At 63.6% G+C, this 12,697-nt stretch carries 12 protein-coding genes; 5 read left to right on the top strand and 7 right to left on the bottom strand.

Annotation, left to right across the window (positions count from 1 at the left end; translation table 11 throughout):
* Positions 1 to 43: 43 nt before the first annotated feature.
* Positions 44 to 364, top strand: coding sequence for a putative quinol monooxygenase (locus ABHM97_RS11290; protein WP_349470727.1), 321 nt, complete (start codon positions 44 to 46; stop codon positions 362 to 364).
* A 54-nt stretch (positions 365 to 418) separates the two neighbouring features.
* Here the strand turns inward: ABHM97_RS11290 and ABHM97_RS11285 are convergent, their stop codons facing one another.
* From ABHM97_RS11285 to ABHM97_RS11260, 6 genes are read right to left on the bottom strand one after another with little or no spacing between them, the layout of a single operon-like run.
* Complete coding sequence (locus ABHM97_RS11285; RefSeq protein ID WP_349470726.1) at positions 419 to 943, bottom strand: flavin reductase family protein; 525 nt, start codon at positions 941 to 943, stop codon at positions 419 to 421.
* 1 nt (position 944) lies between these two features.
* Positions 945 to 1,316 (bottom strand): cupin domain-containing protein, encoded by a 372-nt coding sequence (locus ABHM97_RS11280; RefSeq protein WP_349470725.1) that lies wholly within the window; start codon positions 1,314 to 1,316, stop codon positions 945 to 947.
* 2 nt (positions 1,317 to 1,318) lie between these two features.
* Complete coding sequence (locus ABHM97_RS11275; RefSeq protein WP_349470724.1) at positions 1,319 to 2,794, bottom strand: 4-hydroxyphenylacetate 3-hydroxylase family protein; 1,476 nt, start codon at positions 2,792 to 2,794, stop codon at positions 1,319 to 1,321.
* Positions 2,794 to 3,486: a DUF2848 family protein gene (locus ABHM97_RS11270; protein WP_349470723.1), complete on the bottom strand. Its 693-nt coding sequence runs from the start codon at positions 3,484 to 3,486 to the stop codon at positions 2,794 to 2,796. The genes ABHM97_RS11275 and ABHM97_RS11270 overlap by 1 nt, the downstream gene beginning before the upstream one ends.
* An 11-nt stretch (positions 3,487 to 3,497) precedes the next feature.
* Positions 3,498 to 4,292 carry a carbon-nitrogen family hydrolase gene (locus tag ABHM97_RS11265; protein ID WP_349470722.1) on the bottom strand — a complete coding sequence of 265 codons (795 nt, stop codon included), beginning with the start codon at positions 4,290 to 4,292 and terminating at the stop codon, positions 3,498 to 3,500.
* The gene (locus ABHM97_RS11260; RefSeq protein ID WP_349470721.1) at positions 4,289 to 5,632 is read right to left on the bottom strand and encodes an MFS transporter; all 1,344 of its coding nucleotides are present in this window, start codon (positions 5,630 to 5,632) and stop codon (positions 4,289 to 4,291) included. The genes ABHM97_RS11265 and ABHM97_RS11260 overlap by 4 nt, the downstream gene beginning before the upstream one ends.
* 231 nt (positions 5,633 to 5,863) lie before the next feature.
* On the opposite strand from ABHM97_RS11260, the gene ABHM97_RS11255 reads away from it, so the two are divergent.
* Positions 5,864 to 6,505: a GntR family transcriptional regulator gene (locus ABHM97_RS11255; RefSeq protein ID WP_349470719.1), complete on the top strand. Its 642-nt coding sequence runs from the start codon at positions 5,864 to 5,866 to the stop codon at positions 6,503 to 6,505.
* A gap of 24 nt (positions 6,506 to 6,529) precedes the next feature.
* On the opposite strand, the gene ABHM97_RS11250 is transcribed toward ABHM97_RS11255, so the two are convergent.
* Positions 6,530 to 6,823: a DUF503 domain-containing protein gene (locus ABHM97_RS11250; RefSeq protein ID WP_349470718.1), complete on the bottom strand. Its 294-nt coding sequence runs from the start codon at positions 6,821 to 6,823 to the stop codon at positions 6,530 to 6,532.
* A 159-nt stretch (positions 6,824 to 6,982) separates the two neighbouring features.
* Between ABHM97_RS11250 and ABHM97_RS11245 the strand changes: the two genes are divergently transcribed.
* The 3 genes from ABHM97_RS11245 to ABHM97_RS11235 are packed head-to-tail and all read left to right on the top strand — an operon-like array spanning position 6,983 to position 12,604.
* Positions 6,983 to 8,968: a cellulose biosynthesis cyclic di-GMP-binding regulatory protein BcsB gene (locus tag ABHM97_RS11245; RefSeq protein ID WP_349470717.1), complete on the top strand. Its 1,986-nt coding sequence runs from the start codon at positions 6,983 to 6,985 to the stop codon at positions 8,966 to 8,968.
* On the top strand, positions 8,958 to 10,646 hold the full coding sequence (locus tag ABHM97_RS11240; RefSeq protein WP_349470716.1) for an ArnT family glycosyltransferase: 1,689 nt from the start codon (positions 8,958 to 8,960) through the stop codon (positions 10,644 to 10,646). Before ABHM97_RS11245 ends, ABHM97_RS11240 begins: the two co-directional genes overlap by 11 nt.
* Positions 10,646 to 12,604 (top strand): glycosyltransferase, encoded by a 1,959-nt coding sequence (locus ABHM97_RS11235; protein ID WP_349470715.1) that lies wholly within the window; start codon positions 10,646 to 10,648, stop codon positions 12,602 to 12,604. Before ABHM97_RS11240 ends, ABHM97_RS11235 begins: the two co-directional genes overlap by 1 nt.
* The last annotated feature ends 93 nt before the right edge of the window (positions 12,605 to 12,697 follow it).

Here is a 12,697-nt window from a genome sequence, read left to right as displayed (position 1 = left end):
AAAGACTGGAACGGATCAGTAGTCCAACGAAAGGCAGCAGCCCGTGATCTTCATTGTGGTTAAGTTCAACGTCAAGCCTGAGTGGTCCGAGCGTTGGCTGGACCTGGTGGCCGACTTCACCGAAGCGACCCGCGCCGAGCCCGGCAACCTGTGGTTCGACTGGTCCCGCAGTGTGGAGAACCCGAATGAGTTCGTGCTGGTGGAAGCATTCCAGGATGACGCTGCTGAGGCACACGTCAACAGCGGGCACTTCAAGAAGGCCATGGCGGACATGCCCCAGGCCTTGGTGGAGACTCCCCACATCATCAGCCGGCAGTTCGAAGGCAGCGGTTGGGACCGAATGGGCGAGCTGACCATCGACTAGGCGTACAAAGAGGTGCCCGGCTCATCGAGCCGGGCACCTCTTTGTTAACAGGGTCTAGAACATCCAGGGGATTTCTGCGTGGCCGAAGTCCGAGAATGAGCCGAAGCGGCCGGCCTTGAACGCGAGCACCTCGCCGTCCCGGTCCCGGCACGTGGTGACCTGTCCGAAGAAGACCTGGTGATCCCCGACGTCGTACTGCTGTACCACGCTGCAGTCCGCTTGGGCGAGGGCGCCCTTGATGACCGGAAGGCCGTTGTCGGTGATGTCGAAGTCGCCGTCGCCGAAGCGGTCGCCGCCCCGGACGGCGAAACGACGGGCCACCGACTCCTGCTTTGCGCCGAGGATGGAAACGGCGAACTTGCCGCTGCTCATCAGTGCCTCGCCGGTCCGGGTGCCGAAGTTCAAGGAGATCATCAGGATGGGTGGTTCCAGGCTGATCGAGGTCAGCGAACTGATGGTCATCCCGTATTGCTCGCCCTCGTGCTCGGTGGTGACCACGGCGACGCCGGTGAGGAAGCGGCCCATGGCGCGGCGCATCCCCATGGCATCGGGGATGGTGAAGGCTGGTGCCAGGCTCATGTCAGTTGCTCCGCTCGGTGTGTGCCGGATCGGTGTAGTACCGGACCTCAAACATCTTGGCGCCGTTCTCGGATACCCACGGCCCGTGCTCCATTCCCGGGGGACGGGTTGCCCAGTCGCCGGCCTTGAACGTCTTGCCGAGGCGCTGGTCCACGAACGAGCCCTCGAAGATGAAGACCTCTTCCCAGAAATCATGCGTGAGGACGCCGTTGGGAGAGGTGTCCGTTCCGGGCTCGAACTTCAAAATGCGGGTGACACTGTCGTTGTCCGAATCCCGCGCCAGGATGGCCTCGGACAGGCCCTCGATGTGCGGGTTGCAGGGTGCGAAGTCCACCGATGAGACGGGGGTGAACTCGAACTCGGGCTTTGCCATGGTTACTCTCCGTCCGTGCCGTTGACAGTGCTGTCGATGCTGTAGGAACCCAGGAACGTGTCCAGCTCAGCGACCAGTGCGTCGTAGCCGTAGTTCCGGTAGGTGTAGGCGCCGCGGACCACGAACGGAGCACCTGCGTAGAACATTTCGTACTGCTGGTGGCGGCCGGCAAACTCGGAACCGATGATGTCCCAGGCAAGCTTGAACAGCTTCACCCGTTCCTCGCTGGCGACGCCCGGGGACTGCACGTAGCGTTCCATGTCCGGGCGGGTCACGTTGCTGGTCATGTCCGCGATGCTGGAAGGCAACTGCAGCACGCCGCCGCCCACCAGATCGCGCAGGATCGAGATGACCCGCGGGTACGTTTCGGACTGCAGGCCCATGGCCCCGTAAAGTGCCGCCTTTCCGGGCACCCGCATGCCGGCGTCGTCCGTTGTTGCGGTGTATTCGGCGGCGAGGACCGCCGACTCAACCGACTGCACAATGGCCGCGAGTTCGCCGAGCTTCTCCTGGACACCGGGGATCTTGTCCGTACCGTTCACCTGGGTGACCTTGCGGGCCACGGAGGCAATGAACTTCAGCTTGGTGGAGAACCGGATTTGGGCCTGCCAGTTGCCCAAGGCGTGGGCGCCGGTGTGGAAGAACTGGCGGCGCAGGGTATCGATGTTCCGGTTGATGAAGACGCGGTCCCACGGGATCAGCACGTCATCGAACACCACCAGTGCGTCGGGCTCGTCGTAGTGGCTGGTCAGGGGGTAGTCGAAGTCGCTGGTGGCGGCCGGTGCGAACGGGCGGCGGCAGTAAAGCTTCAGGCCATCGGTGGCCACTGGGATGGCAAAGCTGACGGCGAAATCGACGTCGTCCGGTCCCAGCGGCTTGATGCAGGTGACAAACACTTCGTCGGCGATCGCGGCGCCGGTGGCCAGCATCTGCGAGCCCCGGACAATGATGCCCTCTTCGGTTTCGCGCACGACGCCGACCTGCAGGTATTCGCCTTCCCAGCCTGACGCAGTGGTGGCCCTGGAAACCTGCGGCGGGATGATCGCGTAGGAAAGGTACAGGTTTTCGGCGAGGACCTTCTTGTAGTACCGCTCCACGTTGCCGGCGAAGTCCCTGTTTTCGTCCGCGAAGACCTGCGCGTGCGATCCGAAGGCGGCAAAGAAGGTGCCAACGTGGTCGGGGCTGCGGCCCACCCACCCATGGGTGTGCTTGGCCCACTTCTCGATGGCCTGGCGGCGCAGGACCAGCTCTTCCTGGCTGCGGGGCGCGGCAAAGGTGCGGTTTGCGGGTCCGTCGATTTCCTCGGAGTGGAACTGCATGCCGTTCGCGGGATCGGCCGCAATGTCGAACAGTTCGGACATGGTCTGGGCAACCTTCGCGAACGCCGGGTGCTCCAGGACGTTGCCGACCACCTCGCCGTCGAGGATCACCGTCCGGCCGTCATTCAGGGACTTCAGGTACTCTTTTCCGGTCCTCATCAGAGTGAGCCTTTCTTGATTTTGTAGTTATGTTCAATGGTGGTCCCATTCGGGAATGAGAGCTCCAACTTCCAGGAAGTTCCATCAACGAACTTCCCGTCCAGCAGGGGCAGGGTGCCGCCCAGGCACATGAAGTCGGCGTCGCCAATGTCGGTGCGGGCCAAAAGGCGTTCGACGACGTCGGCCGGCTTGCGGAGGCCGCTCAACGGGCCTTCCTGGTACAACTCGCCATCCACCCAGGAGCGTGCAGTGCACTGGTCAAGGTCGAGGTTCTCCAAGGATTCGACGGCGATCACCTCACCGGCGACCGGCTTGGGGCACGCCCGCTTGGAATCGCCGATGTCGGTGGCTTCGATGTCGCGGTCAGTGTGGTCGGATCCGATGCCCAGGTAGAACTTCCCCTCGTGGCGGATGTAGAGGGGTTCGATCTCGCCGGACGTGAGGTTTTCCGATGCGTCGTGCTCGCCCGAGGTCTCGAACAGGTCCGAGTCCATGCGGTAGAACATGGGTACCTCCGGCGGCGGCGCTACTCCAATGGCCGCCAGCTCGTCGATGTGGTGCTGGACTGCTTCAGGATCCCGTCCTGTGTAGCCGGCCACCACTCCGTGGAAATCCGTGAGGGTAATGGTCTTCTCCGTTCCCACCACCCTGAAAGTGAGTGGGACTTGACGTGTTGTTTGCTGTGTTTGCATTGGTGTTTCCTCTAGAGCGTCAAAGTGTCGTATGCGGCGAGGCGGTCGCCGATGACCGGGAATTCGGTGCGGACTGCGTTCACTTGCTGGGGGTCGATGTCCACCATGAGCACGGCTTCTCCGGAGTCCGCTTCGGCAATGACCTTGCCTGCCGGGTCCACAACCCTGCTGTGGCCGCCCAGCTCGGCACCCTCCTGGCTGCCGGCGGCGTTGCAGGCAATCACGAAGATCTGGTGTTCCACTGCCCGTGCAGTGGTGAGCAGGCGCCAGTGTTCCCGCCGAGCTGCTGGCCATGCTGCGGGGACGATGACGATCTCCGCGCCTCGGGTGCTCAGTTCCATCCACAATCCGGGGAAGCGGAGGTCGTAGCAGGTGATGCCTGCAACGGCACCGAATGGCAGCTGCACAACGGGCAGTGATGACCCCGCCGTGAGCAGGCTCGCCTCCTTGGACTTGTAGCCGAACACGTGGACCTTCCGGTACGTGTGCACCACGCTGCCGTCCGGTCCCAGCAGGATGGAGGTGTTGCTGAGCCGGCCGTCCTCGTGGGCTTCGATGATGCTGCCGAGGTGGAGGTGGACGCCCAGGTCCGCGGCCACCCGTGCGCACATGGTCACGGTGGGCCCTGTGAGCGTTTCGGCCAGGGCCTCGTAGTCATCGAAATGGAAGTAGCCGGCGCTCCAGAGTTCAGGAAGGACTATCAGATCGGCGCCCTTGATGCTTCGCAGGATGGTCTCGACGCGGTCGATCCGGTCTTCGCGGGTTTCGGAGTCGGGGCTGGCTACTTGGACGAGTGCGATTTTCATGCGTTGTCCTTATCCAGGTCGCTGAGCCGCAGGCCTTTGGTTTCCTTGGCGAACATCACCGAGACCATGGAGATCACGCCCATGGCGGCGAGGTAGATTCCGATCGCGTAACCGGTGCCGAAAGCGCTGTACAGGGCCAGGGCGATGATGGGGGACAACGAGCCGGCGATCAGCGAGGCAAGGTTGTAGGACACGGAGGTACCGCTGTAACGCACGTCCGTGGGGAAGAGCTCGGAGAAGAAGGCTCCGATGACCGAGCTGTACGCGGCGAAGATCAGGAGTCCACCCACTGCGGCGGCGATGATGCCCCACAGCTGCCCGGTGTTCAGCAGGAAGAAGAAAGCGAAGGCCCAGACCACGGTGGCAATGGAGGCTCCGATCAGGATTGGTTTGCGGCCCACCTTGTCCGCATAGAGAGCCAGGATGGGAATGGCGACGACGGCAACGGCTTGGCCGATCATGACGGCGGTGAGCCCTGTCTGCCTCTGCAACCCCATGATCTGGGTGACGTAGGTGATGATGAACAGCGAGTAGATGTAGAAGCCTGCATTCTCGCCCATGCGGCTGCCCGTGGCGATGAGGATTTCCCGCCAGTTACGGCGGAACAGGATGGCCAGCGGCATCTTGCGTTCCTGGTTGCCTTCGGCTTCGCGCCTGCGCTGTGCTTCCTTGAACAGCGGAGTCTCCTGGACGTAGAGCCGCAGGATGAGGCCAATGACCACCAGCAAGGCAGACAACCCGAAGGCGATGCGCCAGCCCCAGGCCAGGAATTCGCTCTCCGGCATGGTGGCGGCCAGTATTGCCAGGACACCGGCTGCCATGAGGTTGCCGAGGGGCGGTCCCATGTTGGGCCAGGAGGCCCAGAAGGCGCGACGCGCACTTTCGTTGCTGTGTTCGGAGACGAGGAGGACCGCGCCGCCCCACTCGCCACCGAGGGCAAATCCTTGAATCAGGCGGAGGAGCAGCAGGAGCAGCGGCGCTGCCACTCCGATGGCGGCGTAGGAGGGGATGAAGGCGATGAGGGTGGTGGCGACTCCCATGAGCATGAGGCTGGCCACCAGGGTGGCGCGGCGCCCATGCTTGTCGCCGAGGTGTCCCAGGACGATTGCGCCGAGAGGCCGGGCCAGGAAGCCCGCCGCAAATGTGCCGAGGGCCAGCATGGTGCCCACCAAGGGATCATCCGTGGGGAAAAAGAGCTTGTTGAATACCAGCGCAGCGGCAGTTCCGTAGAGGAAGAAGTCGTACCACTCGACGGCGGTACCGGCCAGGCTCGAAGCAGCCACGACGGGCAGGCTGGAGTGCTTTTGCTGCCTCAGTTCTGCTTTCTTCAAATCGGTCATAGTGGGGATCCTTTTGCGGTTGGGACGGGTGGGCTCTGGGGAAAGGAGCCCTGGCGGTCCCAGGAAATTGAGGGGTTCCGTACGTGAGCGGAGTCACTGGACGCCGTCACTGCACTTCACTGTAGACGGGTTGTATACAACCTGTCTATATTTAACGAAGAAGTTTCTTGGAGGTATCAGGGACGGCCCTGAACGCAACTCGTATACTGGGCTTCGCGAGAAAGGCTCTGCATGATCCAGATGACCCCGGCTGCACAATCGCAGCCAGAGGTGGCGTACCAGTGGATGAAAAGCTATATCGCGGCCCTGCCCCGCGACGAGGAAACATTCCTCAACGAGGGCATTCTGGCCAAGACCACGGGCACCTCACGCACCCCGGTTCGCGAAGCCCTGCTCCGTCTCGAAGCCGAAGGTTTCGTCAAGCGCATCCCGCACAAGGGCGCCTATGTCCCGCCGATCTCCGACCCGGACGTCCGCGCGATATTGCAGGCAAGGTCCGTGGTGGAGAAGTGGGCTGTCCTCTCGCTTGAAACCATGGTCGAAGCCCAGATCGACGCCCTCCAAAGCATCATCGACCAGCAGCGCGAAGCGAAGACGGATCCCTCAAGGTTCATCGAGTTGGATACCGAGTTTCACACGTTCATGGTCCGGGCAGGCGGCAATCCGGTCCTCGCCGAGTTCTACGCCTCACTGCGGCAAAAGCAGCTCAGGATCGGCGTTAAGGCCGTCTCCCGAGGGACGGACCGCGCCGGCGATGTACTCCGCGAGCACCAGCTCATAGTTGACGCCCTGCGCAGCCGGAGCCTTGACGCAGCGCACCAGGCCATCGATTCCCACCTGGAGTCCACGCGGCTGGCCGTCATCGGGTACTAATCCCCGACTACTAGTGCCCGGCTACTAGTCCTCGCTGTGCAGCTCCCGCTGGCGGGCGCTCAGCAGCTCAAACTCGGGCCGGGCAGCCACGAACCGTTCAACGGCGTCGAGCACTTGCTGAAGATGCACGTTGTCCGGGGCCACCAGTGCCGCGCCGATCAGGGCGCGACGATGCTGGTCCTGGAACCCGGTCTCTGCGGCCGAAACCTCGAAACGCCGTTTCAATTCCGCCACCAGGGGCCGCAGCAGCGAGCGCTTTTCCTTCAAGCTATGGACATCGCCCAAGAGGACGTCGAACTCGATCCAACCGATCCACATGGTTCATTATCACCGCAGGTCAGTGGGATGGAACCGCAAGGACTTGATGGAATCTTGAGGAAATGCAGCCACGCACCTTGAGTTGGGCTTGGCAGTGTCTATGAGGTTGGCCCAAGAGGCTGACGGACTCATTCGCTGCTAGTTACCAGGACTGACATCGTGCCCTTAGCCCCTGCCCGAACCAGACCCCATACCCGTTACCGTGCCGCGGCGGTGACGCTCGCCTTCGCTGCCGCTTTGGCCCTGTCTGCGGCCACCATTCCGGCGGCAGTCGCTGCACCCTCCCAGGGATCAACCCTGAAGGCATCGTCCAGCGTTTCTGCCCTCGCAGGGCAGTCGGAGCAGGTCCTGGTGGTTCCGGTGGCTTCGGGCCTGGAGCCCACACGGGTCAAGGGAACAATCGTCGTGTCCGGGAAGCTGGAGGGCACAGTCCGGGCAACGGTTAACGGCCGTGTTGTGCTGGAGACTGCCGCTGCTGCCAATATTGCCCTCGATGCCGCTGTCAGCAATTCCGACGTGCTGGACCAGCAGTTGACCGTGGGCCTTCAAATCGTTCCCGCAACCCAGACCATGTGCGTGCTCTCCAACGCCACGGCAACCCTGAACAACACGGTGGTGGACTTCAGCGGGACCGCCAAAGCACCCACCACAGTGGGTGAGTTCTTCCCGGCGTCCGTGCCCGCCGTCGTTCTTCCCGTCCCGGCCGATCCGGGCTCCGATGTGTCGGCGGCCATCATGACTGCCTCGGCAGCGATGTCGCACCGTTACCCGGATGCCGTAGTCACTGTGGTTCCGGAAGGCGAGCTGGCGGCGCACGTGGCGAACCTGCCCGCGGGCAGCCGAATCCTCAGCGTCGTCCCCGACCAGGGCGAGGTTGGAACCAAGCTCACCACCACCGCGGGACTGCCGCAGCTGGTCCTTAGCGGCCACGAGGAACAGCTCCGCACCGCTGCCAGGGCCCTGGCCAGCGACAAGACCGCGCTCGCGGTGACACCGTCGGTCACCGGCCTGACCTCGGCGCTGCCCGCCGCGCAGGGCCTGACCCAGACCATCAAGGACCTCGGGAGCACCTCGCTCAAGCTCTCGGGCTATGGCACCCCGGAATCCTATGTTGGTATCTCGCAATCACAGTTCGGCGGACCTGTTTCCTCGGTGAAGGTCCAGCTCAAGGGAACCCACACGGCCGTGCCAAATAACGCCCAGGCGCAGCTTTCAGTTTTCTGGAACGACTACCTGCTCAGTTCCAGGAACCTCGACGGCGGCGACACCTTCAGTGTGGACGCTGAGGTTCCAGCCGGCCAGCTCCAGGCGAAGAACGGCTTGCGGATCCGGCTGGCTGCCCTCCCCGCCGGCGGCGATTGTTCCGGACCGGCAGGCGTCATGCCCATGGAAGTCACGCTGGATACGGCGGGCAGCACCGTGACGGCTGTCCGCGGTGACTCCACCAAGGCCGGTTTCGCGCGTTTCCCGCAGGTTTTGGGCCAGAGCGTTCCGGTAGCTTTCGGCGACGGGAACGCCCAGGCGAACACCCTCAACGCCGCCACCCTGATCGCTGCCCTCCAGCGGGACAGTGCCTCGCTGCTGGACACCCGGGTGGTGGGCATCGATTCACTGGCCGGATCGAGTGAATCCGGGCTGGTGGTGGGTGCCACGGCAGAGGTGGCCAACAAGCTCTCAGCACCCCTGCGTTTGGCGGAGTTCCGCACGATCTCACCTGACGACGTCGAATATGGCGTGGGCGTCTCCGCCCCCTATGGCGTGCTGGAAGCTTTTGAACAGGGCGGGCGCAACCTGCTGTTGCTGGGTGCATGGGCCCCCGAAGGCGACGCCGCGGCAGCTGCCACGCTCCAAGGAACGCTTGCCACGCACGTGGGCGGGGTTGAAGGCGGTTGGGGTTCGCTGTCCCGCAACCTCCTGGTGACGCAACCGTCCGGTACACCGGTGTTGTTGGAGAGCAACGTCGTTGTTCCGCAAAAGGCTGTCACCGATGATTACCGTCCGTACGCCTGGTGGATCGGCGGAGCCGTACTGGTCCTTGGGCTCGCGTTTGCGCTGCGCACCCTGATGGCCAGGAGGCGTGCCAAGGAAGCGCAGGCCTACGTGGATGCGGAGCTGAAATCTTCCGAACCGGGCCATGGCAACTAGCCTGGCCACGCGTCGTGCCGGCCACCGGAAGGAGGCAGTGCCTGCGGCCCTGGCTTTGCTCGCCTGGGCATGGGAACGGCTCGACGCCCCGGTTGCCGGCCGCAAGGTTCCGGGGACCAGGATCGTCGCACTCCTGTCGGCCGTGGTCGGGTACCTCGCCTGCCTGTACACGATCGGGCACGGCACCAACCTGGACTATTCGGACGCCCAGAGCCATCTGACCATCGCACGCCGGATTTTCGACAGCAAGGCTCCGGGCTTCGAGCAGTTGGGAACGGTCTGGTTGCCCATGCCCCACCTGCTGCTTGCGCCATTCGTGGTGAACATGTGGTTGTTCAGCACGGGCTGGGCGGCCGGGCTTCTGGGAATCCTGGCCTTGTCAGCCACCACCACGGGCCTGTACCTCATTGCAGCCCGGCTGGGGTTGGGGCGGGCCGGCCGACTGGCCACCACTCTGGTTGTCCTGGCCAACCCCGCGGTCCTGTACGTCTACACCACGGCCCTCACCGAGCCCGTGCTGATCATGTGCATCGTGGGCGGCATGGCAGGCCTGGCGCATTGGGCAACCAGCCGTCGCCGCATGAGCGCCGGTGAACTCGCTGTCTTCGCCGGCATCCCGTCCGCGGCCGCCGTGCTCTCGAGGTACGAAGGCTGGGCGCTGGTCATGACGGGGACCGTGTTCGTGCTCATAGTCGCCAAACGCCGCACTGGCGCCTGGCGCGAGGCACTCATCATGGCCGGTGGTTACGTGATGATTCCCGCAGCCGCCGTGCTGTGGTGGGTGTCCTACAACTGGGCCATCTACGGCAACCCGCTGGAGTTCATGTTCGGGCAGTACTCCGCCTACGCCCAGCAGAAGAACATCACCGACGGCGGCCTGTTGCCTACCAAGGGCAACCTGGGACTGACGCTGACTACTTTCCATTGGTCGCTGCTGGAGACAGCCGGCGTCCTGGTCCTCGCGATGGCAGCGTGCGGCGCCGTCGTGCTTGTCTTCAGGCGGGGATTCGCGAACAGTACCTTGCTGGTGGCGGTGACCGGCAGTGCTTACGCCTTTGCGTTGTTGAGCCTGTTCCTGGGCCAAACCGCGATCAACAACGACCATTCGTTGCCGTCCACGTGGTGGAACAACAGATTCGCACTGACGGCCTTGCCGCTGGTGGCGATCCTGGTGGCTGTGTTCGTCCAGGACATCACGCGGGCCCGGCGGTTCAGGCCCTGGGTGGTCGGTGCTTTGCTGGCAGGACTGGTGGGGCAGAACCTGTGGTGGAATGAGGACCCGACTGCTCGCCTGGCCGTTCTGGCAGAAGGCCGGATGTCCGCGGAATCCACCACCAATTCAACCGCTGCAGCGCGCTGGCTCAACGCCCATTATGAGTCCGGAGGAATCCTCATGGATGAAAGCGCCCGCGGCAATGCGATCCTTCCCGTCATGGGAATTCCCCTCAAGGAAATCTACAACCGCGCGTCCGGCGACTACTTTGCCCCCGCCCTGGAGGATCCGGCGAAGTACGCCAAGTGGGTCTTCGTTAATGTGGAGGCAGGCTCAGGTGCCCGCGATTCCGGCCCCACCGACTTGGTGTACCAGGCCATTGTGAAGGACCCCGGATTCACCGTGCGTTACTCAGTCGCTTTCTCCACGCCAACACACCGGATCTATGAAAGGTCCTCACACTGATGACACCTCCATCCCACGTTGCGGAGCAGCGGCTGAACCGGAAGTCGATCGGCCAGACACTGCTCGAAGCAGGGCTCGTGACCCCCGAGCAACTCCAGCGGGCACTTGACCGGGCCGCAGCTGAAGGCGGGCTGCTCGGCCGGCACCTGATCCTGGAAGCGGGGCTGGACCGCCGTCGGATTTATGAAGTGCTGGCCCAGCAGTGGCAGGCCCCCTTGGTTGACCTGGTGGCTGAACCGGCGGATGACGCACTTATGGAGATGCTCGGTTACAGCGAGCTCGGGGAACCGTTCTGGTTGCCCTGGCGGATGGAAGGCGATGTCCTCACCATAGCCACCGCGGTGGCACCCACGGACGCCATTGCGCACGAAGCAGCCTTGACGTTCGGGGCCGCCGCCGTCGAGTTCCGCACCACCACCGACTGGGACATCAACCAATCCATCCAGCGATCGTTCCGTCGGCACCTTCTCTATGAATCGGCCGAACGCCTCGCCGAAGAGCGTCCGGGGGAATCTGCGCGCACGGCCCTGACGCGGTGGCAGCGACTCCTGCCGGTGGTCCTGGTGGCAGGCATCGTGGCGGCGTTCGTGGTGTCCCCGCTGACCGCCGTCGTCGTGCTGCTGGCAGCGGCCAACGTCGTGTTCCTGGTCAGCATCGCCTTCAAGTCCCTGGCGAGCCTCCGCCGGCCCTTCGACAGCCTGCATGAGGCCGCAGTGGCCAAGGCCAGAAACCGGGAACGGGCCAGCCGTGGACTCCCACCCCTGGCGGAAGACCGGGTTCCTGACGCAGACCTGCCCATCTACACCATCTTGGTTCCGGTGTTCCGCGAGGCCAACATCATTGACAAACTTCTGGTCAACCTTGGGCAACTGGACTACCCTCGCTCCAAGCTTGACGTCCTTGTGCTCCTGGAAGAGGACGACGCCGAGACCATCGCCGCCGCGAAAGCTTCCAGGCCGCCGGAGTACGTGCGCATCCTGATCGTGCCCAAGGGCGAGCCGCAAACCAAGCCCCGTGCCTGCAACTACGGGCTGACTTTTGCCCGCGGGGAGTACGTGGTGATCTACGACGCCGAGGACCGTCCGGATCCGGGCCAGTTGCGGGCATCCATCGCAGCGTTCAAGAAGGACGAGTTCGAGCGGCAACACCTCAACCCGGACCGCAAACCCCTCATCTGTGTCCAGGCAGCCTTGAACTATTTCAACGCAGACCAAAACGTCCTCACCCGCATGTTCACCATCGAATACACCCACTGGTTCGACTCCATGCTTCCCGGGCTGGACAACTCCGGGATTCCCCTGCCGTTGGGAGGGACCTCCAACCACTTCGTCACCTCCTTGCTCAAGGAAGTCGGTGCGTGGGACCCCTGGAACGTCACGGAGGATGCCGACCTGGGACTCCGTGCCGCTGTGGAGGGGTACCGGGTGGGCGTCATTGACTCCACCACGTGGGAGGAAGCCTGCTCGCAGGTCCCCGCCTGGATCAAGCAACGCACCCGGTGGATCAAGGGCTACATGGTGACTTCCGCCGTCAACACAAGGAACTCGCTGCGCTACATCAGGAGCACCGGGATCGCCGGCACCATAGGCTTTCTCGGCCTGATCCTGGGAACACCGCTGGCATTCCTCGCCTACCCGCTGGTGGTCGGGTTCACCGTGGTCACGTACATCGGCTACGACATCGTTGGATTGGTACTGCCCCAATGGCTACTGGTGGGTGGCGTGGTGTCCATGCTGTTCGGCAACGCCATGATGATCGTCGTCTCCGGTGTAGCCACGCTGCGGCGCCATGGCTGGCGGATCGCCATCTTCGCGTTGCTCAACCCCTTCTACTGGGTGCTGCACTCGGTGGCGGCCTGGCGGGCCGCGTGGCAGATGCTGACGAGTCCCCACAAATGGGAGAAGACACCGCACGGGTTGGAAGCCGAGTACCACGACGACGGCCACTGGGCCGGGTGAGAATCCGCCCTGAAGCCAGGGATCTTGAGCAAATCTTGAGGTAATGCCGCAGTGGGGTTGAGCGAGCCACATCACACTGGGCTCAAAGGCCGA

It is taken from the genome of Paenarthrobacter sp. CAP02, assembly GCF_040137855.1.
Taxonomy (GTDB): domain Bacteria; phylum Actinomycetota; class Actinomycetes; order Actinomycetales; family Micrococcaceae; genus Arthrobacter.
Note: the sequence above shows the minus strand (reverse complement) of the source record. Positions and strands in the feature narration are given on the sequence as shown.